Genomic DNA, 20,919 nt, shown 5'->3' on the forward strand with positions numbered 1-20,919 from the left:
CGGAGACCCGGCGGGTGAGCGGCGCCGAGCGTGCTCCGCTGGCGGGCCATCCAAAAGAAACGGGGGCGCCTCCCCAGAGACGCCCCCGCAAGGTCGGTCTGGCCGCGGCCGCTAGCCGACGAACAGCTGGTAGATGGCCACCAGGAACGCGATCACCACGATGTTGGCGATCGAGATCGGCAGCATGTACTTCCAGCCCAGGTTCATCAGCTGGTTGTACTTGAAGCGGGGCAGCGTCCAGCGGATCCAGATAAAGCAGAAGGCGATGAACATCGTCTTCAAGAGCGTCATCGCCACGCCGATCAGCGTCAGCAGCACGCCGCCCAGGCCGAGGTACTCGACGAGCAGCGACTGGCCGGGCATGAGGTAGCCGCCCAGGAACATCACCGTGATCAGCAGCGACGCGATCCACAGGTTGACGTACTCGGCCAGGAAGAACATCCCGAACTTCATCCCCGAGTACTCGGTGTGGTAGCCGCCGACGAGCTCCTGCTCGGCCTCGGGCAAGTCGAACGGCGCGCGGTTGGTCTCGGCGAGCGAGCAGACCGCGAAGACCACGAAGCCGACCGGGTTGCGGAAGATGTTCCAGCCCCCGAAGCTCGCGAGGTGGTCCTGGCTCTCGACGATCTCGAACAGGCTCAGCGAGCCCGAGTACAGCACGACCGACAGCGCGGCGGCGCCCATCGCGAGCTCGTACGAGATCATCTGGGCCGACGACCGCAAGCCACCGAGGAGGGAGTACTTCGAGTTCGACGACCAGCCCGCCAGCGTCACGCCGTAGACCGAGACCGAGGTCATCGCCAGCACGACGAGCAGGCCCACGCCGATGTCGGCGACTGCGAGCGCGTCGCCGGCGGGCGTCTTCGCCCATGGGATCAGCGAGCCGGTGCTCATCGCGATCACCACCATCAGCACCGGCGCGAGGCTGTGGATGAACTCGTTGCCCTGCGCGGGTACGATGTTCTCCTTGAACATCAGCTTGAACACGTCCGCGAACGACTGCAGGATGCCCGCCGGGCCGACGCGGTCGGGCCCGTTGCGCTCCTGGATAAAGGCGGACACCTTCCGCTCGGCGTAGACCAGCAGCGACGCCGTGATCAGGAAAACATTGAGGAGCAGGAAGATGACGATCGGCAGATCGAGCACTTCCCAGACGGCGACGAGGACGTCCATGCGAGGCGGGGTACGGGGCGGAAGGCTACGAGCGCTTCCCGTTGAATGTCATCCCGAGCGGAGGGCAGGGCCCGAAGTCGAGGGATCTCCGACGAGCAGAGCCCCTGGAAGCCTGGCCGAGCGCGGTGCCCGGCTGGGATCCCTTGGCTCGCTGCGCTCGCTCAGGATGACACGGTGGAATGAGGGGGCGTGCGCTGGCGCAAGCGCCAGCCGGAGGCTAGGCGGTGATCTGCGGGGACTCGGCGTCGGACGTCTCGAGCGGGACGCCCAGCATCGCCATCGCGCCGTGCGTGGCGCCGGCGAACGCCGGGCGGTCGGCGATCTCGGCCATCAGCTTGGCGGGCGACACGACCGGGAGGTCGACGCCGACGGCCTTGGCGACTTGGGGGATCACGGCCCAGCCGGGCAGGCAGTCGACCTTGTTGTCCTCGTCGTGCCAGCGGTCGAACGGCGTGCCGACGCGGGCCTGGCGGCCGACGCCCGTCCCCATCGCCATCAGGAGCGACCGGTTCATGGCGCGGACCATCTTGGCCGGGCGCAGCAGCTGGGCGCGCCCGGTCTCGTTGACGTACGTGCCGATCGTCTCGACCGACATCGTGACCGGCAGCGTGACGCTGGCGGGCGTCTGCGCCGTCGTGTGCGTCGCGTGGAGCACGACCGGCGTGCCCTCGAGGTCGGCCGCGCTCAGCACGCCCGCGGCGACGGGATCGTCTTGCAAGATGTAGACCAGGTCGGCACCCGCGACGGCCGACGCCAGCAGGGTGGGGTCGACGGTGTGCATGCCGAGACGCAGGCAGCCGGTCGTGTTCGGGGCCGGGTCCGCCGAGGCGAGGAAGTCGTCGCCGTCGCGCGTGCCGCGGTGGTCGATAAAGCGCGGGGCGTCGGCGCCGACGCCCTCGGCGAGCCGCATCAGCAGGTCGTTGTCCTCGACGGTCGCGAACGCGGAGCCCAGGAAGAGGACGTTCGAGCCGGCGTCCGCGAGCAGGCGGCCCGCCTCGGCGGCGGCGGCCTCCCATGTCACGGCGCTCCGGCCGATGCGCGGCCCAGACGCGCGGTCCTCGTTGTAGGTCGAGTAGATCAGCCGTCCGGCGTCGGGCATCCAGAACTCGTTGACGTCGAGGTTCTCGCGCGGCGTGATCCGCAGGACCTGGTTGTTCTTGGTCCAGACCGTCACGTTCGTGCCGGTCCCGTCGAAGTCGGAGACGGTCGGCGTCTTGTCCATCTCCCAGACGCGCGCCTGGAAGCGGAAGTAGTCCTCGGTGAGCGCGCCGACGGGACAGATGTCCGTCGTGCACATCGAGTAGGCGTCGTCGAAGACCTCGCCCGGCGCCGTCATCGGGTGGTTCTTGTCGCCCCGGTTGATGATCGTGAGCTGGTGCGTCTCGGTGACTTCGGCCGTGAAGCGCGTGCAGCGCGTGCAGTTGATGCACCGCTCGGCGTCCAGGATCACGTTCGGCCCGAGCTGGACGCGCTTGGGCTTGTGGACCTTCTCGAACTCGAAGCGCGAGCCCTCCGGACCGTACTTGTAGGCCTGGATCTGCAACGGGCACTGGCCGGCCTGGTCGCAGATCGGGCAGTCGAGCGGGTGGTTGGCCAGCATGATCTCCAGGTTGTCGGCCTGGGCCTCGGCGACCTCGGTCGACGTCCGCTGGGTGTGGACCACCATCCCCTCGGCGACGTCGAGCGCGCAGCTCGGCATCAGCTTGGGGAAGTAGTTGATCTTGGGCGACCCGTCGGCCTCGAGGACGGGCTCGCGCGTTTCGCGGTCCACCATCGGGGTCCCCGCCTTCACCAGGCACTGGCGGCAGTTGGCCGGGACGGAGAGCGCCGGGTGGTAGCAGAAATGGGGGACTTCGGTGCCCTCGTTGAGGCAGAGCTGGAGGACCTTCTGGCCCTGCTCGACCTCGTGGGCCTGCCCGTCGATCGTGACTGTCGGCATCGTGTGTGCGTCGTTCGGTTGAGAGGGGCTAGGCGGGGGCGAGGCCGCCCGTCGAGGGCGTGCCGGTCGCGAGCTCCGCGCCGGTCGCGGTCAGGACCATCGTCTGCCGGGGCGCCGTGATGGCGTCGATCTCGGCTTGCGAGGCGCCGGCGTCCTGGGCGTAGTGTTGCAGGTCGGCGACCGACTCGGTCTCGACCGCGAGCATGCCCGCGAGCCGGACCGTCTGGCCGTCGATGTCCTTCGGGAAGGTGTAGACGTAGCTCTCGGTCTCGTCGCGCGGGACCTCGACGCGGATCGTCTGGCCGTCGGCGGCCGCCAGCGTCAGCCAGCAGCCGGCCATTTGGCAGACCTCGCGGACGGTGCCCTCGACGACGATCGACTTGCCGGCGTACGTGTCGGGCTCAGCCGCGAGGTCGTCGGGGGAGAGCGCGTCGCCGGCGGGGACGGGCTCGCCGAACGGCGTGCCGTCGGTTTCGGCGGCGGACACAGCCTCATCGGTGCTCGCGTCGGTCGCCTCGGGCGCGTCGCTGGCGCAGGCCGCGAGCGACAGGCAGAGGAGGAGGGAGAGGAGTCGACTCATGAGAGGAGAGATGCGTGATGCGTGAGGGTGCGTTCCGAAGAGTCACGCATCACGAATCACGGATCAGGTTACGGGGTGCCGGTCGGGGTGATGACCTTGTCGAGGTCGGCGTCGGCCCCGTCGCCCGCGATCGCGGCGCTGGCGACGAGCGACGGCTTGCACTTGGCCTCGAACTCGTCGCGGAAGCGGCGGATGCCCCAGCGGACGGGCCACGCGGCGGCGTCGGCGAGCGCGCAGACCGTCCGGCCCTCCATCTGGTCACAGAGGTCGAGGAGCAGGTCGAGGTCACGCGTGTAGCCCTCGCCGTCGTCGATGCGGTGCAAGAGCTTTTCCATCCAGCCCGTCCCGTCGCGGCACGGCGTGCACTGGCCGCAGCTCTCGTGGTGGTAGAAGTGGGCGATGCGGCGCGTGAAGCTCACCATGTCGGTGTCCTCATCCAGAAAACACAGCCCGGCCGTGCCCATCGACGAGCCCGCCTCGCGCAGCGTCTCGGCGTCCATCGACGCCGCCAGCGCCATCTCCCACGTGAGCGGGGGCGTGGACGAGCCGCCGGGGACGACGGCCTTGATCTTTTTGCCGCCGCGCGCGCCGCCGGCCACCTCCAGGAGGTCCGAGATCAGCATGCCCGTCGGGTACTCGTAGACGCCCGGCCGCGCGACGTGGCCCGAGATGCCATAGAGCACGGGGCCCGTGTGCTTTTCGGGCCCGATGCCCGCGAACCACGCCGCGCCCCGGTTCACGATCAGCGGGACGTCCGCCAGCGTCTCGACGTTGTTGATCGTCGTCGGCATCCCGAAGACGCCCTTCTGGGCCGGGAAGGGCGGCTTGATGCGCGGGTACGCGCGCCGGCCCTCGACCGAGTTCATCAGCGACGTCTCCTCGCCGCAGATGTAGGCCCCGGCACCCGCATGGACCACCAAGTCCATCGAGAAGTCCGTCCCCAGGATGTTCTTGCCGAGGTAGCCCTTGGCGTACGCCTCGTCGACGGCCGTCTGGACGTGGTCGATGTAGTCGTCGTACTCGCCCCGGATGTAGAGGTAGCACGTCTTGATGGTCATCGCGTAGCCCGCCAACACGATCCCCTCGATCATCAGGTGCGGGTTGTACTCGAAGATCTGGCGGTCCTTGAACGTGCCCGGCTCGGACTCGTCGCCGTTGCAGCACAGGTACCGCGGGATGTCAGGGTCGACGGGCGGCATGAAGCTCCACTTGAGCCCGGTCGAGAACCCGGCGCCGCCCCGCCCGCGCAGGCCAGAGGCCTTGACCTCGTTCGTCAGCCCGGTCGGGTCGAACTTGCCGTCGACGAGCACGTCGCGGAGCGCGCGGTAGCCGTCGGCCTTGTCTTCGTAGACCTCGATCTTGTGGAGGTCCTGGATCGCGGGCAGGATGACGCGCTCATACGAGCGCCAGTCGCCAGCCTTGGACTGTCCGGTGAGGAGGGTGTCGGCCATGGGGGTGTTAGCTGCGGACGCGCTGCCGGGCGGCGGGCGCGTCGGCGTCGGAGTGCCGGTCGGAAAGGTCGAGGAGCGGGGCGGGCGCCTGGTCGGCGTCGGCGAGCCGGTCGATGAGGGCGTCGGCGTGGGCGAGCGCGTCGGAGGTCGCGTCGTCGGCGTGGGCGAGCAGGGCGAGCTCGCGGAGCGCGAGCAGGATGCGGCGGCGCTGGCCCGTCGCCCCGGAGCCGCCCGAGAACAGGAGCGGGCCGCCGAGCGCGAGGGCGCCGGCCGCCAGCGCGAGGGCGCCCGCCAAGCTCCCCGTGACGCCGACCACGATCGCGACGACGAGCAGGGTGACGACCGCGACGGCGCCGAGCGTCTGGCGCGTGCTGTCGCGGCGCGTGTCGCCCAGGAGCTGAGCGTCGATGTAGGCGAGGTCGAGCGCTTCGAGCTTTCGGCGATCCACGAAGCCCAGGCCGCCGAAGGAGTTGGGCTCTTGCTCGGTCGCGATGTCGAGCGTGTCGATCAGGATGCGGTGGACGCGGCGCTCGTCAGCGGTCAGGCCCGTCAGCGGGGCCGGCGCGGCGGGCGCCGGGTTGCGCGTCGGCCACGGCGCCTCAGCGAACGGTTTGAGCACGCGCGGGGCCGCCTTGCCGTAGGCGCGGGGTGCCGGCTTGCGTGCGGGCGCCGACTCGCTTGCGGCGGGTGCTGGCGGTGCGTCGTCCGCCGGGACCACGATGCCCGTCTGGCCGAGCGCTCGCGACACCGGCCCGCGCACGTCGAGCCCGCGGACCGCCTGCTGGGCGGCCCGGATCTGACGGTCGGCGAGGCGGGCGGTGGCCACTTAGCGGATGGTCTCGGAGGTGGGCGGGGTCTGATACGTCTCGGTCGCCTCGGCGTCGGTCCGGCGGTTGCCGCCCATCTCGTCGGCGTCCTGGGGGAGCGTCACGCTCTCGAAGGGGAGCGCCTTGCCGTCACGGAGGGTGTCGACCATCGTGTCGATCTTCTCCTTCGTGAGGTTGTGGACGTAGGGGCCGTTCGTGACCTGGAGCATCGGGGCCGAGCCGCACGCGCCGAGGCACTCGGCCTCCTGGATGGTGAACAGCCCGTCCTCGGTCGTCTCGCCCTTCGACACGCCCAGCTTGTCTTCGAGGTAGTGCAGCATGTCGTAGCCGCCGCAGACCTGGCACGAGAAGCACGTGCACACGTCGAGCACGAAGGTGCCCTTCTTCTCCTTGAAGTACATCGTGTAGAACGTGGCCACGCCGTACACCTTGGCGTATGGGATGCCCAGCGTCTCGGCGACGAGCTTCAGGACCTCCGGCGGGAGCCAGTCGAACTTGCGCTGCGCCAGCCACAACGTCTTCATCACGGCGCCGTCGGGCGTCGGGTACTGGGCGCGGAAGGCGTCGATCTGGGCCTGCTCGTCGGCGGTCCAAACCAAGTCGGCGTCGGCGACGTGGCGCTCGGGCGCGACGCCGGGCACGTACTGCGGCGACGGCGAGACGAAGGGGCCGGGGGTTTCGGGAGTCATGTCTTGAAGAGGGATGGGGGATGCGGGGTGGAGAGATGGGCGCTCATGCCGCATCCCCCATCCCTCCATCCCTTTACTTGTCGCTGTCGCCGATGACAGGGTCGACGGAGCCGATGAGGACGACGGTGTCGGCCACCATGGCGCCCTCCATCATCGTCTCGAGGCCCTGGAGGTTCTTGAAGGAGCCCGTCACGATCTTGGCGCGCCACGGGCTGCCGGTCCCGTCGGAGACGAGGTGGAAGCCGAGCTCGCCCTTGGGGCTCTCGATCGCGTGGTAGCTCTCGGCGCCCTGGGGCGGGGCGACGCCGGTGTCGGTCATCATGAAGTCGTGGATCATCCCCTCCATCGAGTAATAGACCTCGTCCTTGCTCGGGTACGCCGCCTTCGCGTTGTCGACGCGGACGGGCCCCTTGGGGAGCTTCTGGAGGCACTGGCGGATGATCCGGACCGACTGCTCCATCTCCTCGACGCGCACGAAGTAGCGCGCCAGCGAGTCGCCCTCGGTCCGCATCGGGATGTCGAAGTCGACCTGGTCGTAGACGAGGTACGGCTCGAAGGTGCGGATGTCGTGGGGCACGCCCGAAGCGCGCAGCGTCGGGCCGGTGTAGCCCTCGCGGAGCACGTCCTCGCGCGTGAGCACGCCGACGCCCTCGTTGCGGTCGATCCAGATGCGGTTGCGGTTGAGGAGCTTTTTCCAGTCGGCGATCTGCTGCTCGAACTCGTCGCAGAACGAGTCGATCATCGCCAGCGCCGTGTCCGAAAAGTCGAACGCGAGCCCGCCGATGCGGGAGTGCGAGACCGTGAAGCGGGCGCCGGCGACCTCGTCGAAGATGGAGTAGATCTCCTCGCGGTACTTGAAGGTCCACAGGAAGACCGAGAGCGCGCCGGCGTCCATCACCATCGTCCCCGCCCACAACAGGTGCGACGAGATCCGCGCCAGCTCGCAGCCGATCGTGCGGAGCCAGGTCGCCCGCTCGGGCGCCTCGATGCCCGCCAGCTTCTCGACCGCGAGGCACCACGCCACGTTGTTCGAGTACGGCGACATGTAGTCCATGCGGTCCGTGTAGGGCATGAACTCCTGGTAGGTCTTGACCTCCGCGAGCTTCTCGATGCCCCGGTGCAGGTACCCGATGTCGAGCAGGCACTTCTCGATGGACTCGCCGTCGAGCTGGCAGACCACGCGGAGCGCGCCGTGCGTGGCCGGGTGCTGCGGGCCCAGGTTCAGGACCATCCGGCTCTCCAGCGGGTCCTCGGCGATCATCGGGACGGCCGACGTGTCGGCGCCGTCGCCAGCCACGAGCACCTCCGTGCCCGCGTCAGCGGCCTCGCGGGCGGTCTTGATCGCCTGCTGTTCGACCTCGGCCTGGATCTCGACCTGGGTGTGGCGGTCGGCCAGGGCCTGGTACAGCGCCGCGTTGTGGCGGGGCCAGAACGTGAACAGGTCCTCGGACGTGCCGGGCGCGGCGGCGTGGCCGCGGGGCGTGCTCTGATCGGTGACGGACATGGTCGGGTGATGAGTGATGGGCGATGGGTGATGAGCAGAGCCCAGCACGGCGTCCCCCTCAGCTCAGTCGGTGTCGGGGGCCTGGTCGGCGAAAAAGAGGGGGGTGGAGCTCATCACTCGGTACTCATCACGCATCACTCTCCAGGTCCTTGGGGATCTGGCCGTGGGCGCGCGGGTACGGGTCGGCCTGGAGCTCGCCGTCGGGGCGGTTGGCCGGGAGCGGGAGCGAGCCCGGGATGCCCAGCGTCGGGAATTCCTTGCGCAGCGGGTGGTACTCGAAGTCCTCCGGCATGTAGATGCGGCGGTGGTCCTCCAGCCCCAGAAAGCGGATGCCCATCATGTCCCAGGCCTCGCGCTCGTGCCAGTTGGCGCCGGGGTGGATGTGCGTGATGGTCGGGACCGTCGGGTCGTCCTCGCCGACGCGCACCTTGAGGCGGATCCGCTTTTTGGCGTCGATGGCGCACAGGTTGTAGAACACCTCGAAGCGGTCGTCCTCGGTGAACCGGTCGATGGTGCCGATGTCGGTGAGGTAGTCGAAGCCGACCTCGTCGAAGAGGAACTGCACGACGTCCGCCAGCCGCGCCGTCTCCACGAAGACCGTCGTCTCGCCGGCGTAGCCGACCGTCTCCAGGATGGCGTCGCCAAAGTGCTCGGTCAGCGCCGCCAGCACGTTGGGGACGACCCAGGTGGCCTTGGCGTGGGGGTTCTCCGTCTGCAACCGCTCCATCTCGCCGGCGAGCGCGTGGCGCGGCGAAAAGTGGAAGTTGAGCGTCTGCGTCTGGGCGGCCGGGTCGAGGAACGGGGCGTCGTCGGGGCCGCCGACGAGCGCGCCGGCGATCGGCGCCAGCGCGGCGGACGGCGGGGGCGTGGCCTCGGGGGCGGTCTCGGGCGTGTCGGGGGTCTCGGGCATCGGGGTGGGGCTACGCGGAGACGAGGGGCGACCCGTCGGGCGCGACGATGCGGCCCTCGACCAGCTGGTTCGGGGCGTCGGTAAAGCGGACGTCCTTGGCCACCGACTCGGTCACGCGGATCTTCTCCTGGATGTCCATCAGCGCGTGCAAGATGGCTTCCGGCCGCGGCGGGCAGCCGGGGATGTAGACGTCGACCGGCAGGAAGTTGTCGATCCCCTGCACGACGCCGTAGCAGCGGTGCATCCCACCCGTGGACGCGCAGGCGCCCTGGGCGATGACCCACTTGGGCTCGGCCATCTGGTCCCAGATCCGGCGGACCGTGTGGGCCATCTTGTAGGAGCACCACCCGGCCACGATCATCAGGTCGGCCTGGCGCGGGCTGAACCGCATGGCCTCCGACCCGAACCGCGCCGCGTCGTACTTCGGCCCGGCAAACCCCATCATCTCAATGGCGCAGCACGCCAAGCCCATCGGCATGGGCATGAGGGAGTTGGACCGGGCCCAGTTGACGACCGAGTCGACGGTCGTGGTAAGAAAGCCGCCTTCTTCGCTGAACATGGGGGTTGGAGGTCGTGCTCGGAGTCAACGGGGCGGGCCCCGCGGGGTTCGCCGGTCGTCCCGTTTTCAAATCAAACTGAAAGGGCTCAGTCCCAGTCGAGGCCGCCCTTTTTGACGTCGTAGAGCAGGCCCACGAGCAGGATCAGGATGAACACCCCGATGATGCTCATCGACGCGAGTGCGGCGCCGCCGCCGGCCTCCAGGAACGTCCCGTACGAGACGGCCCACGGATACAGGAACACCAGCTCGACGTCGAACACGATGAAGATCATCGCGACGAGGTAGAACTTGACCGAGTACCGGTCGCGAGCGCTCCCCACGGGGTCCTGGCCGGACTCGTAGGGGCTCTCCTTGACGGCGTTCGGCTGGTGGGGTCCGATCAGCTCGGCGATCTTGAGCAGGCTCATCGCCAGCCCGAGCGCGAGCAGGACCATCAGGAACAGCGGGAAGAACTCGACGAACATCGGCCGGCGCGGGAGAGGGCCCGAAAGCTACGACGCCGCCCCCCCGACGCGGGTCCGGCCCGGCCCGGTCCCGGTGGACATCGTGGGAAGCCCGCGCCCTGCCGCCTCGGCGCCGAGGCCGGCCGTCAAAAAGGCGCCCCGCCGACTCCGGGTCGGCGGGGCGCGAGCGGACCGCGACCGCGCGGGCTACTCCAGGTCGAAGGCGTCGGCGGCGACCGTCGGCGAGAAGTCGTAGGCCTCGACGGTCGTCGTCTGGGCGACCTCGCCGCCCTGGCTCTGGACGGTCCGGAAGGGCAGCATCAGCCCCCCCACCGAGCGGTAGTCGCTGAACGCGACGGTGGCCTCGGTCGGCCCCTCGGCCCCGACCTGGGTGGTCGTCGCCCGGACCGGCCGGCCGTCGGCGCCGAGCACGAGCGTGATCGGGGCCGAGAGCCCCGGGGCGCGGACGCGGACACGGTCCAGGCCGTCCTCGGGCGCCAGCGCCTCGGCCTCCAGGTCGTCGAGGCGCGCCATCAGGTACGGCAGGTCGAGAAACAGCTGGTCGCGGATGCTGGCGGCGACCGGCGGCGGGGCCGGCTGCGACTGGCCGCCCGGCAAGACGAGCAGCCCGCGCCCATCGTTGAGCACGACCGTGATCTCGCCGAACGGCGTCTGCTGCGTCGAGCGGACGCGGCCCGGCAGCTCCACCAGCGTCGTCCCGGCGATCGTCGCGCCCGCCATCTGGCCCTGCGCCACGTCCGTCGACGAGGTCGACTGGTAGGCGGTCAGGGCGGCGAACCGGTCGGCGCCGCCCAGGGCCTCGGCGGCGCGGCGGAGCGCGGCCCGCCCGGCGACAGGGTCCCCGGCGGGGCCGTCGTCGGCGCCGGACGGGATCGAGATGTCGATGGTCACCGGCGTGCCCAAGGCCGTCAGCGGCTGGTCGAAGTCGGCCGCCCGGCCGAGCACGAGCACCTTGGCCTCGTCGGGCTTGAGGTAGCGCTGGGCGACGCGCTGCACGTCGGCGGCGGTGACGGCCTCGACGCGGTCCTTGAGCGTCTGGAGGTAGTCCGTCGGGTAGCCGTAGCGCTCGTACGTGAGCACCCGGTTGAGCACCTCGCTCTTGGTGTCGAAGTTGAACACGAACGAGTTGAGGTAGCTGGCCTTGGCGAGCGAGAGCTCCTGGTCGGTCGGCGCCGTCGTCCGCATCGACTCGATCACCTCGCGCACGGCCTGAGCCGCCTGGACCGTGCTCTCCGACTTGGTGAACGTGCCGCTGAAGAAGATGCCCGGGCGGTCGTAGTCGGCGGCGTAGCGGCCGAAGACGGCGTACGCCAGCCCGAGGTCGGTGCGGACGGTCTGGAACAGGCGGCTCGCGAAGCCGCCGCCGAGCACCTCGTTCATCACCAAGACGGCCGGGTAGTCCGGGCTGTCGAGCCGAAGCTCGCCGGGGTGCCCGATCAAGATCGTGCTCTGGTTGACGTCGTCCTTAGGAATGAAGTAGAGGCCGGGTCCCGACTGGAACGTCTGCGCGGGCGGCGCGGGCGCGTCGGCGCCGCGCGCCCAGCCTGCGAACGTGGACCGCAGCGTGGCCGCCATCTCGTCGGCGTCGAAGTCGCCCGAGACCGCCATCACCGTCGCGTTGGGGTGGACGTAGCGGCCGTGGAAGGCGCGCACGTCGTCGAGGTCGATGGCGTCGAGCGTCGCGTACTCGACGTCGCGGGCGTACGGGCTGTCCTCGCCCAGCAGGAGCTGCTGCATCTCGCGCTGGGCGATGCTCTGCGCGTCGTCGTTGCGGCTGGCGATCGCCGTCCGGAGCTGGGTCTTGACCAGGCCCACCTGCTCCTCGTCGAACGCGGGCGCCATCAGGACGTCGGCGAAGATGGGCAGGATGTCGGAGACGAACACGTCCGACAGGCCCGAGGCGATCGCGGTCGTCTGGTCGTCGCCGGCGAAGACCTCGACGGTCGCGCCGACGTTTTCCAAGGCCAGGTTGACCTCGTCGGGCGTGCGGCCGCCGGCGCCGCCGGTCCGCATCGCGGAGGCCGTGACGGCGGCGAGCCCGGCCTCGTCGGCCGGGTCGAACACGGAGCCGGTCGCGACGAGCGCGCGGGCCTCGATGAGCGGGAGCGCGCGGTCTTCGACCAGGAACACGGTCAGGCCGTTCGCGAACTCGACGCGCTCGATGTCGGGCAGCGCCACGTCGCGCAAGGCGGGGTACTCGAGGTCGCGGACGTCGTAGTCGGCCACGCGGGGGCCGTCCGGCATCGGGCGGTCGGCGACGGGGCCGGTCGAGGCGCAGCCGGCGACGCTGACCGCCAGCGCGAGCGGGGCCCAACGGAGAAAAGAAGTCGTCATGGGAGGAGTGCAGGTTGGGGACGAGCGCCTCGGGGGAGAGGCCCGCGAGCGAGAGGCGACCGGCGGGGCTAGCTGTCGGCGGGGCGCCGGCTGACGGCGACGGTCCGGTTGCGCATCGTGAAGGTCTCGGCGGCGACGCGCTGGACGTCGGCGGCGGTGACGGCCGAGATGGCGTCGAGCTGCTCGAAGAGCGAGCGCCAGTCGCCCGTCAGCGTCTCGGCGACGCCGAGCTGGACGGCCAGGCCGGTGTTCGACTCGAGCCCGCCGACCAGGTCGGCGCGCGCGCGGTTCTTGGCGCGGGCGAGCTCCTCCTCGGTGATCCCGTTCTCGGCCACGTCGGCGAGCACGTCGAGAAGGGCGGCCTCGACCTCGGCCACGTCGGTGTCGCCCGCCGGGACGCCGACGGTCAGGAACTGGGTCGCGTACTTGCCGCCGAACGGCGCGGCCAGGGCCTGCCCGGCGACGGCCAGCTCGGTCTCGACGAGCGCCCGGTACAGGCGGCTCGTGCGGCCCCGGCCGAGCACGTCCGCCAGGACGGTGTAGACGGGGTCCGAGGGGTCGGTCTGGGCCGGCCGCTGAAAGCCGACCAGCACGATCGGCTGGGCAGGGTCCTCGATCGTCACACGGCGCTCGCCGAGCTGCTCGGGCTCGACGGTGCGGACCGGGGGCGGCGCCTCGCCAGCCGGGATCGGCCCGAAGTAGCGCTCGGCCCAGACGCGCGCCTGCGCCGGGTCGATGTCGCCGACGAGCACGGAGACCAGGTTGTTGGGCACGTAGTAGGTCGCGTAGAACGCCTCGGCCTCCGTCCGCGAGATGCTCTCGAGGTCGGCCATGTGCCCGACGACGGGCCGGCCGTACGGGTGGGCCTTGAAGGCGATCGTAAAGAACTCCTCGATCAACCGGCCGATGGGGTTCGACTCGGTCCTGAGCCGGCGCTCCTCCTGGACCACGTCGCGCTCCTGGTAGAACTCGCGCAAGACGGGGTTGAGAAAGCGGTCGGCCTCGAGCGCGAACCACAGCTCGGCCCGGTTCGAGGGGAGCGAGTAGAAGTAGTCCGTCTTGTCGAAGTTGGTCGTGGCGTTGAGCCCGACGGCCCCTTGGCGGCTGATGATCTGGTCGAACTCGTTGTCGGTCGCGAACGCCTTGGCGGCGTCGCGGGCCGCGACGAACGCGGCCTCAAGCCGCTCGACCTCGGCGTCCGAGGCGCCGCCGAGGCGGGCGGTGCGGAAGGCGGTGTAGGCGGCCTCCTCGGCCTCGAGCGCGGCCAGCTCGCCGGCGAGGTCCGTCGTGCCGATGCGCGTGGTCCCCTTGAAGGCCATGTGCTCGAACATGTGGGAGATGCCCGTCTGGCCGATCGGCTCGTCGACGCTGCCCACGTCGGCGATCGTGTAGAACGAGACCACGGGCGCCTCGTGGCGCTCCACGATGATGAACGTCATCCCGTTGTCGAGCGTGAACTCGGTGACGGACGGCTCGAAGGCGCCGAGCAGGCTCTGGGCGCCGGCGGCGGGCGCCAGCAGGACCGCGAGCGCAGCGGTGAGGAGAAGACCGGATCGCATGGTCAGAGGGAGGGGAGAAGAGTCGGGAATCGCCGCGCGCATGGGCCGGGCAATGCGTGCGGACAACGTAACCCTGATTGAAAGGGGACCGGGGTCCAGCGAGACATGGTGAGGCGGGAGGGCACTGCGCCACGACCGACCCCAACGTGGGCGCGCGCGTCCGGGCCGTCCTAGAACGTGACGTCGAACCGGCCGGCCGTGACCTCGACCGTCTCGCCCGCCGGCGTCCGGGCCGAGAACGCGAACGTGCCCGCGATAGCCGTCGCCGAGACCGACGCGACGGTGACCGTGCCCGAGGTCGCCGCGTACGTCTGGTCGGCCTGCCGCTCGGGGTCGGCGGCGCGGGCCGTGTAGACGCCCGCCGCGCGCGTCGCGCCGACCTCGAACGTGCCGACCTCCGTGGGCGCCGTGACCGCCAGCAGCCGCTGGCCGCCGTCCGAGACCACGTCGTCGAGGCTGGCGACGGTGACCTGGCCCGAGGCCTCGTCGACGCGGACGCACGGCGTGCGGTAGGCCGCGCCGCCGACCGTCGCCGAGATCGTCCCGGCGTCGGCGTAGCCCGAGGCCGCGCACGCGGCGCCGTCGACGGCGTCGCCCAGCGTGTCGCACGCGGCGACCGCGAGAAGGGAGACGAAGAGGGCGGCCGGGAGGAGCGTGCGCATCGGGTTGGCGGGGAGGGGTCTCCTCTCACCCCGACGGCGACGGTTGGTTGCACGGGTGCGGCCGACGCTCGCCGGGGCCCCTCCGGTCTCTATCCTCCACTCCCCACGCTCCCGTCCCGCATGCGCCCGCTCGTCCTCCTCGCCGCCGCCCTCGCCGCCAGCGGCGCGCTCGCGCAACCGAACGACTCCGGCCTGCCGCTCGAGCCCGAGCAGGCCGCCTTCGACGCCACCTACTACGACCTCGCCGTCGCCGTCGACCCCGAGACGCGGACCATCGACGGGACGCTGGTCATGGAGGCGCGCGTCGTCCAGCCGACCGCCGCGATCCTGCTCGACCTCGACGCGCCGCTGGCGGTAACGAGCGTCGAGGAGGTCGCCTACCTCGCCGGCTCCGGCGAGGAGGTGGCACTCGCGCGGCCGTTCACGCGCGACGGCAACCGCGTGCGCATCCGGCTCGGCCGGACGGCCCAGCCCGGCGAGGGCCTGCGCCTGCGGATCGCCTACAACGGCGCGCCCCGCGTGGCCCCCCGCCCGCCGTGGGACGGCGGCTTTACCTGGGCCGAGACCGAGGACGGCCAGCCCTGGATTGCCGTGAGCTGCCAGATCCAGGGCGCCGACCTGTGGTGGCCCGTCAAGGACCACCCGAGCGACGAGGCCGACTCGGTCCGCGTCACGCTGACGGTCCCGTCCGACTTGCGCGCGGTCTCGAACGGCGTCTGGGAAGGGCGGACGGACCACGGCGACGGGACCGCGACCGAGCGCTGGTTCGTGTCGACGCCCATCAACAACTACGGCGTGTCGTTCGGGATCGGGCCGTACCAGACGGTCGAGGCGGTCTACGAGAGCCCGGTCGGGTACACCGCGGACGTCCCCTTTTTCGTGCTCCCCGAGCGCGTCGACGACGCCCGGCGGATGATGCCGAGCCTGCTGGCGGACCTCGACTTTATGGAGCGGACCTTCGGCCCCTACGCCTGGCGCGGCGACGGCTACAAGATCCTGCACACGCCGTACCTCGGCATGGAGCACCAGTCGCTCGTCGCGTACGGCTCGACGTTCGAGGACGGGCCGTTCGGCTTCGACTGGCTCCACTTCCACGAGCTCGCGCACGAGTGGTGGGCCAACCTCGGGTCGGCGCCCGACTGGAACGACTTCTGGATCCACGAGTCGTTCGCCAGCTACGCCGAGGCGCTGCGCGCCGAGGACATCGCGCGCCGCGCGGGCGGCGACGCGGATGCGACCTACCTCCGCTACATGCAGGGCAAGCGGCGACACCGCAACGCCATCGCGGTCGCCCCGCGCGAGACGCGGACCACGCAGCAGATGTACGCGCTCCCCGACGGCGGCTCGAACGGCGACATCTACGTCAAGGGCGCCTGGGTGCTCCACACGCTGCGCTACCTGGTCGACGACGACGACGCCTTCCTGACCGCGATGCGATCCCTCCTGTACCCGTCGGAGGCGCACGAGGCCGTGACCGACGGCCGCCAGGCGCGATGGGTCTCGACCGACGACGTGCTCACGGCGATGTCGCGCGCGGCCGGGCGCGACCTGAGCGGCGTGTTCGAGGTGTACCTCCGCCAGCCCGCGCCGCCCCAGCTCCGCATCGAGCACGAGGTGCCGACCGACCGGACGGCAGAATCGTCGGCGGTCGTGCTGACGTGGGTCGTGCCCCCAGCCGCGGCCGGCGCCGTGTTCGACGTGCCCGTCGAGGTCACGGTCGACGGCGTCGCGCACCGCGTGGCGATGCCGGGCGGCGTGGGGCGGCTGCCGCACGCGCCGGGCGCCGCCGTCGCGGTCGATGCGCGCCGGGTGCTCTGGGACCCGGCCGACTGACCCCGCCTCGGCGCCGGGGCGGACGCGTCACCCCCGGGGCAGCGTCAGCACGAACGTGGCCCCCTCGCCCTCGGCGGTCTCGACGGCGAGCGTCCCGCCGTGGCCTTGCGCGACGATGTCGTGGCTGAGCGAGAGCCCGAGCCCGGTCCCCTCGCCGGGCGGCTTCGTGGTGAAGAACGGCTCGAACACCCGGGCCGCAACGTCGGGCGCCATCCCCGGCCCGTTGTCGGCCACGCGGACCTCGACGCCGCCCGCCGCCGCCCGCGTCGAGACGGTCACCGTGGGGGCGTACCCGTCGCCCGCCCCGGCCGCCCGCTCGGCCACGGCGTCGAACGCGTTCGAGAGCAGGTTGACGAGGACCCGGCCGAGCTCCTGCGACACCACCTCGACCGGGCCCGCCCCCCCATAGTCGCGGACGATGGAGGCCTCGGCGCCGGGGTTGCGGGCCCGTTGCCCGTGCCACGCGAGGTCGACGTGCTCGTCGACGAACGCGTCGATCTCGACGGGGCCGCGCTCGCCGGTTCCGTTCTGGGCGTGCGCCATCATCGAGGCGACGATGGCGTCGGCGCGGCGGCCGTGGGCCTCGATGGTGCCGGCGTTCTGGCGGATGTCGTCGAGGAGCGCCTGCCGCTCGGCCGGGTCGGTCGTGGCCGCGAGCTCGTCGGCGAGCTCGACGGTGAGCCCGGCAAAGTTGGTCACGAAGTTGAGCGGGTTCTTGATCTCGTGGGCGATCCCGGCCGTCAGCGCCCCGAGCGACGCCATCTTCTCGGCGTGGAGGAGCCGGCCCTGGGCGGCCTCCAGTTCGGCCGTCCGCTCGGCCACGAGCTCCTCCAGCCGCTCGGTGTGGTCCCGCAGCGACGCCGTCATCCCGTTGAACCCGGCGGCCAGCCGCCCGAACTCGTCCGGCGTCCCGACGGGCACGGCCACGCCGAGGTCGCCGGCGTCGACGCGGCGGACGCCGGCGAGCAGGTCGCGGAGCGGGCGGAGCAGGCTGCCCCGGAAAAACAGCGGGAACACGAGCACGACGAAGGCCGAGGCCCCGAGCGTGAGCCAGACGAGCGGGGCGACCCGGGCGTGGGCCGCCTCCAGGTACGCCAGCTCGTAGTTCTCGAAGTGCGGGGCGCCCGACGCGACGCGGGCCGGCAGCGTCGCATCGAGGGGAGTGGCGCTGTCGAGCGGCGTGCCGCCGGGCAGGATCCCCCGGCCGAGCAGCCCCCGCGACGGGCTCACCTCGCCGTAGACGAAGTCGATCCGGCCGTCGGCATGGAGCACGAGCTGGACCGTGGCTTGGCCCCGCCCGTAGACGATCGCCGCGCGGACCCAGGTGAGCGTGGCGCGGCGCGGCGCCCGCTCGAGGAACACCCCGCCGCCACGACTGGGATCAAGGTCGAGCCCGAGCGGGACGACGGCCGCCGGCCGGGCGATCGCGAACTCCCGGAACGTCCGGGCCGCCTCCCCGAACGTCACCACGGGGTCGTTGTCGACCGTCGCCTCGGTCCGAGGGCGGTCGTAGAACGGGAAGGCGAAGCCGAGCGCGACCGTCGTGTCCGCGGCGTTTGCGAGCCCGAGCCGGTCGCCGCGTGGGACGATGAGCCGCGCCGGCAAGGCGTCGAGCGTGTAGCCCCCGGCGCCGTCGGGCGTGTACCGCAGGGCTTGGTTCTGGGGCATCGCCGGGAGCGCGTCCGGGACGACCCGGAACGGGAACGCCGCCGTCACCAGGCCCGACGTGACGGCCAGCGCGGTCGCGAGCGCGAGCCCGACGAGCTTGGCCTGCAGCGTCGTCGGCTCGGGCGCGTGCGCGAGGTAGACCGCCGCGAGCCCAAAAAAGAACCCCAGGAACCCGACCCCCGCGATCACCCGGGACGCTCCGAAGACGGGGAGGAGCCCGGCGTTGACGAGCGCCTGTTCGAACAGGAACGCCACCAGGAGCACGTTGATGAGGGCGTACGACCCGAACGCCCGCGCCGCCCTCGCCCGCCCGGCCCGTTTCGCCCACCGCCGCTTGCGCACGAGCACGACCGTCGCCCACGCCATGAACGCGAGCATGAGCGGCGCGTGCAGGAGGGGGAGCCGGGCCGGCGCCGGGTTCCCCATGAACGTCCCCACGACCACGGTGAGGTGGAGCGCGAGGAGCCCGCTGGTCCCAGCCGTCACCCAGCGGGCCTCCCGGGGGAACGGCGCCTCGAGGATCCGATAGGCGAACCCCATCATCGCCCACAGCGCCACGCCGGTCGAGACGAAGAACACCCCGCCCAACAGCCGCCAGAGCACGGGATCGTCCGTAAACAGGATCGTGTTGACGACGGCGCCCAGGGCGTAGACCGAGAGCGCGCCGTAGACGGCGACCAGCCACCAGGTGGCCCGGCTCTTCCCCCGGATCGACACGAGGTACCCCAGCACCGCCACGTTCATGACCAGCAGCGCCAGGTTGACGACCGTGTCGGGCTCGAACAGGAAGTGCGTCATGGGAGGAGGCGCGCTCGGCGCCCTGAGTCTACGCGCCACGCGGCGAACGCCGTCGGGCCGGCGGTTCCAGCGGGCAGCCCTGCACTCCGGGAGACTGGCGGTGCGTCCATGTGGCCGCCCCTCGCTGTCGTCGCCCTCCTCGTGCCGGGCCCGCTCGCGGCCGGCCCGACGCTGCTTCGCGCATCCGCCCCGGCCCGGGAGGGGGCAGCAACGAGCCGTTCGAGGGGCCGATCGTCTGGGACGCCGCCGTCTACCTCTACGCCCGCCCGAGCCCCTGCGCCTGCGCCCCGAACGCAGGGAGGGCGAGGTGGTGCCAACCTGGGTGGTGCCGCAAGCGGCGGGCAGGAGGGCCGTCGGGGCGTGTAAAAACTCGCGGCACCGTGCGACCGTGGGGGGGCGAGGTGCATCTAGGGGGCGTCTCCCCATCCCTCATGCCGGCCGACCCCGACGCCTTCCTCACCGCGCTCCGCCCCCACTACGCGGATGCGCTCCGGTACTGCCGGGGGCTGTGCGCGCGGTGGTCGCCGTCGCACGCCGAGGACGCCTTCCAGTCGGCGCTGCTGGCGGCGCTCGAGGGGTTCGGCGGCCTGCGCGACCGCGAGCGGTTCCGGCCGTGGCTGTTTCGGATCGTCACACGCGAGGTCCGCAAGGCCCAGCGGCGGTCGGTCTGGCGCCGGTTCGCGCCGCTCCCGCCCGACGACGTGGCGGGCCCGCTCGGGCTGGTCACGGCGCCCGCCAGCGGCGAGGCGCACGACTTGCTGGCGGCGCTGGCCGGGCTGGGCCGCCGCGAGCGCGAGGCGCTCCTGCTGTTCGAGGTCGGCGGGTTCTCGGTCGACGAGATCCGCGCCGTCCAGGGCGACCGGAGCGCGTCGGCCGTGAAGAGCCGGCTGGCGCGCGCCCGGGCCCGCCTCCGCGCCCGCCTCGACGACCCCGTGCCCGTCCCCGCCCTCAGCCTCTGACGCCATGTTCGACGCTCTCCAGCCCCACGCCTCGGACACCTTCGACCGCGCCGCGGCCGTCGTGCGCGCGGGCCGCCCGGCGCCCGACCGTCGCCGCCCGCTGGCGCTCGCGGCCGCGCTCGCGGTCGCCGTCGGCGCGTGCGCGACGCCGGTCGAGACCGAGACGCTCGTCGGGTTCGCCGTCGAGTGGACGACGTACGGCGAGGTCGGGCCGGGCCACCACACGATGAAGGCGCTCGACGCCGTCGTGGCCGCGCCGGCGCGGCTGGCGGTCGAGACGCGCGAGGCCGAGCGGCCCCACGTGCCCGCCGACCACGACTGGCCGCGCGCCGGGACGTGGACGCGCGTCCGCTACACGGCGCGGGCCCCGCGCCGGGCGCCGGCCGAGGCGTGGGCCGACACGATGCGGGCGCTCGTGGGGGCGTACAACGTGGCCGTCGAGCCGGTCGTCCGGACCGAGCGGCGGGCGCTGGCGGTGCGCGCGCTCGGGCGGATCGGGCAGGCCGTCAGCGTCGCCGACCCCGAGCTGTCCGACGCCGACCTCCAGGCCTTGCTGGACAGGGTCGAGAACCTCCCCGAGCCGTTTCGTGCGCGTGTCGAGCGCCTGCCCGACGGGCGCCGGATCCTGGTCCGGGAGGGGCTCGCCATCGTCCTGGCCGAGGGCGTTCGCCTGTGGATCCGCCCCGACGACCCGAGGGGCCAGCCCATCCAGTACGAGGGCGTCGGGACCGACGAGTTCCTCTTCGACACCGACGACGGCTGGCGGCCGATGAGGGACGTCTTCCGCGAGCACCTTCCCCGCGAGGCCCGTCGGGCGCGGTGAGGGGTCGCCGACCGCCGGCCGGTTATGCGGGCCGCGCCGGAGAGGGCAGGGTGGGGCGGAGGGGAACGCTCCGGCCCGGCCCGCCGGGGGCTGCGGCCGCGCGTCCGGGGGACGGAGGGCGGCCCGGGGGGGGCGGCGTCGGGCCCGCGCGCTGGTGGCGCACGCGCGATCCGGCGGCCCCGGCCGT

Annotated in this window: 17 protein-coding genes; 3 read left to right on the forward strand and 14 right to left on the reverse strand. The window is 71.8% G+C overall.

Going from position 1 to position 20,919, the window contains the following annotated elements:
• Positions 1-111: 111 nt before the first annotated feature.
• The 13 genes from nuoH to ACLIRP_RS17245 all read right to left on the reverse strand — a co-directional run bounded on the left by nuoH (position 112) and on the right by ACLIRP_RS17245 (position 14,651).
• Positions 112-1,173, reverse strand: coding sequence for an NADH-quinone oxidoreductase subunit NuoH (nuoH, locus tag ACLIRP_RS17185; RefSeq protein ID WP_412061697.1), 1,062 nt, complete (start codon positions 1,171-1,173; stop codon positions 112-114).
• A 217-nt stretch (positions 1,174-1,390) separates the two neighbouring features.
• Positions 1,391-3,112, reverse strand: coding sequence for a 2Fe-2S iron-sulfur cluster-binding protein (locus tag ACLIRP_RS17190; protein ID WP_412061698.1), 1,722 nt, complete (start codon positions 3,110-3,112; stop codon positions 1,391-1,393).
• 28 nt (positions 3,113-3,140) lie between these two features.
• A complete protein-coding gene (locus ACLIRP_RS17195) occupies positions 3,141-3,692 on the reverse strand; it encodes a DUF4920 domain-containing protein (RefSeq protein ID WP_412061699.1) in 552 nt (183 codons plus the stop codon).
• Positions 3,693-3,760: 68 nt separating this feature from the next.
• Positions 3,761-5,143 (reverse strand): NADH-quinone oxidoreductase subunit NuoF, encoded by a 1,383-nt coding sequence (nuoF, locus tag ACLIRP_RS17200; protein ID WP_412061700.1) that lies wholly within the window; start codon positions 5,141-5,143, stop codon positions 3,761-3,763.
• A gap of 7 nt (positions 5,144-5,150) precedes the next feature.
• Positions 5,151-5,969 carry a hypothetical protein gene (locus ACLIRP_RS17205; protein ID WP_412061701.1) on the reverse strand — a complete coding sequence of 273 codons (819 nt, stop codon included), beginning with the start codon at positions 5,967-5,969 and terminating at the stop codon, positions 5,151-5,153.
• Positions 5,970-6,659: an NADH-quinone oxidoreductase subunit NuoE gene (gene nuoE, locus ACLIRP_RS17210; protein ID WP_412061702.1), complete on the reverse strand. Its 690-nt coding sequence runs from the start codon at positions 6,657-6,659 to the stop codon at positions 5,970-5,972. It lies immediately after the preceding gene.
• Between the two features lie 73 nt (positions 6,660-6,732).
• Positions 6,733-8,163, reverse strand: a complete 1,431-nt coding sequence (gene nuoD, locus ACLIRP_RS17215) for an NADH dehydrogenase (quinone) subunit D (RefSeq protein WP_412061703.1) — start codon at positions 8,161-8,163, stop codon at positions 6,733-6,735.
• 127 nt (positions 8,164-8,290) lie between these two features.
• Positions 8,291-9,073 (reverse strand): NADH-quinone oxidoreductase subunit C, encoded by a 783-nt coding sequence (locus ACLIRP_RS17220; protein ID WP_412061704.1) that lies wholly within the window; start codon positions 9,071-9,073, stop codon positions 8,291-8,293.
• A gap of 10 nt (positions 9,074-9,083) precedes the next feature.
• Positions 9,084-9,632 carry an NADH-quinone oxidoreductase subunit B gene (locus ACLIRP_RS17225; RefSeq protein ID WP_412061705.1) on the reverse strand — a complete coding sequence of 183 codons (549 nt, stop codon included), beginning with the start codon at positions 9,630-9,632 and terminating at the stop codon, positions 9,084-9,086.
• Between the two features lie 86 nt (positions 9,633-9,718).
• Positions 9,719-10,096 (reverse strand): NADH-quinone oxidoreductase subunit A, encoded by a 378-nt coding sequence (locus ACLIRP_RS17230; RefSeq protein WP_412061706.1) that lies wholly within the window; start codon positions 10,094-10,096, stop codon positions 9,719-9,721.
• Positions 10,097-10,282: 186 nt separating this feature from the next.
• A complete protein-coding gene (locus tag ACLIRP_RS17235) occupies positions 10,283-12,430 on the reverse strand; it encodes a M16 family metallopeptidase (protein WP_412061707.1) in 2,148 nt (715 codons plus the stop codon).
• A 68-nt stretch (positions 12,431-12,498) separates the two neighbouring features.
• Positions 12,499-13,989 (reverse strand): M16 family metallopeptidase, encoded by a 1,491-nt coding sequence (locus ACLIRP_RS17240; protein ID WP_412061708.1) that lies wholly within the window; start codon positions 13,987-13,989, stop codon positions 12,499-12,501.
• 170 nt (positions 13,990-14,159) lie between these two features.
• Positions 14,160-14,651, reverse strand: coding sequence for a DUF6252 family protein (locus ACLIRP_RS17245; protein ID WP_412061709.1), 492 nt, complete (start codon positions 14,649-14,651; stop codon positions 14,160-14,162).
• 120 nt (positions 14,652-14,771) lie between these two features.
• On the opposite strand from ACLIRP_RS17245, the gene ACLIRP_RS17250 reads away from it, so the two are divergent.
• Positions 14,772-16,484 carry a M1 family metallopeptidase gene (locus ACLIRP_RS17250; protein ID WP_412061710.1) on the forward strand — a complete coding sequence of 571 codons (1,713 nt, stop codon included), beginning with the start codon at positions 14,772-14,774 and terminating at the stop codon, positions 16,482-16,484.
• A gap of 27 nt (positions 16,485-16,511) precedes the next feature.
• Here ACLIRP_RS17250 and ACLIRP_RS17255 read toward each other — a convergent pair whose 3' ends face one another.
• Positions 16,512-18,950: an ATP-binding protein gene (locus tag ACLIRP_RS17255; RefSeq protein ID WP_412061711.1), complete on the reverse strand. Its 2,439-nt coding sequence runs from the start codon at positions 18,948-18,950 to the stop codon at positions 16,512-16,514.
• Positions 18,951-19,381: 431 nt separating this feature from the next.
• Between ACLIRP_RS17255 and ACLIRP_RS17260 the strand changes: the two genes are divergently transcribed.
• Both ACLIRP_RS17260 and ACLIRP_RS17265 read left to right on the forward strand, forming a co-directional pair.
• Positions 19,382-19,909 carry an RNA polymerase sigma factor gene (locus ACLIRP_RS17260; protein ID WP_412061712.1) on the forward strand — a complete coding sequence of 176 codons (528 nt, stop codon included), beginning with the start codon at positions 19,382-19,384 and terminating at the stop codon, positions 19,907-19,909.
• Positions 19,910-19,913: 4 nt separating this feature from the next.
• Complete coding sequence (locus ACLIRP_RS17265; RefSeq protein WP_412061713.1) at positions 19,914-20,732, forward strand: hypothetical protein; 819 nt, start codon at positions 19,914-19,916, stop codon at positions 20,730-20,732.
• The last annotated feature ends 187 nt before the right edge of the window (positions 20,733-20,919 follow it).

It is taken from the genome of Rubrivirga halophila, assembly GCF_046845755.1.
In the GTDB taxonomy this organism is placed as follows: Bacteria; Bacteroidota; Rhodothermia; order Rhodothermales; family Rubricoccaceae; genus Rubrivirga.

Excerpts from the sequence above, each read along its gene's own strand:
- nuoH (WP_412061697.1), bottom strand. The coding sequence starts at position 1,173 with ATGGACGTCCTCGTCGCCGTCTGGGAAGTGCTCGATCTGCCGATCGTC.
- ACLIRP_RS17190 (WP_412061698.1), bottom strand. The coding sequence starts at position 3,112 with ATGCCGACAGTCACGATCGACGGGCAGGCCCACGAGGTCGAGCAGGGC.
- ACLIRP_RS17195 (WP_412061699.1), bottom strand. The coding sequence starts at position 3,692 with ATGAGTCGACTCCTCTCCCTCCTCCTCTGCCTGTCGCTCGCGGCCTGC.
- nuoF (WP_412061700.1), bottom strand. The coding sequence starts at position 5,143 with ATGGCCGACACCCTCCTCACCGGACAGTCCAAGGCTGGCGACTGGCGC.
- nuoE (WP_412061702.1), bottom strand. The coding sequence starts at position 6,659 with ATGACTCCCGAAACCCCCGGCCCCTTCGTCTCGCCGTCGCCGCAGTAC.
- nuoD (WP_412061703.1), bottom strand. The coding sequence starts at position 8,163 with ATGTCCGTCACCGATCAGAGCACGCCCCGCGGCCACGCCGCCGCGCCC.
- ACLIRP_RS17220 (WP_412061704.1), bottom strand. The coding sequence starts at position 9,073 with ATGCCCGAGACCCCCGACACGCCCGAGACCGCCCCCGAGGCCACGCCC.
- ACLIRP_RS17225 (WP_412061705.1), bottom strand. The coding sequence starts at position 9,632 with ATGTTCAGCGAAGAAGGCGGCTTTCTTACCACGACCGTCGACTCGGTC.
- ACLIRP_RS17230 (WP_412061706.1), bottom strand. The coding sequence starts at position 10,096 with ATGTTCGTCGAGTTCTTCCCGCTGTTCCTGATGGTCCTGCTCGCGCTC.
- ACLIRP_RS17235 (WP_412061707.1), bottom strand. The coding sequence starts at position 12,430 with ATGACGACTTCTTTTCTCCGTTGGGCCCCGCTCGCGCTGGCGGTCAGC.
- ACLIRP_RS17240 (WP_412061708.1), bottom strand. The coding sequence starts at position 13,989 with ATGCGATCCGGTCTTCTCCTCACCGCTGCGCTCGCGGTCCTGCTGGCG.
- ACLIRP_RS17245 (WP_412061709.1), bottom strand. The coding sequence starts at position 14,651 with ATGCGCACGCTCCTCCCGGCCGCCCTCTTCGTCTCCCTTCTCGCGGTC.
- ACLIRP_RS17250 (WP_412061710.1), top strand. The coding sequence starts at position 14,772 with ATGCGCCCGCTCGTCCTCCTCGCCGCCGCCCTCGCCGCCAGCGGCGCG.
- ACLIRP_RS17255 (WP_412061711.1), bottom strand. The coding sequence starts at position 18,950 with ATGACGCACTTCCTGTTCGAGCCCGACACGGTCGTCAACCTGGCGCTG.
- ACLIRP_RS17260 (WP_412061712.1), top strand. The coding sequence starts at position 19,382 with ATGCCGGCCGACCCCGACGCCTTCCTCACCGCGCTCCGCCCCCACTAC.
- ACLIRP_RS17265 (WP_412061713.1), top strand. The coding sequence starts at position 19,914 with ATGTTCGACGCTCTCCAGCCCCACGCCTCGGACACCTTCGACCGCGCC.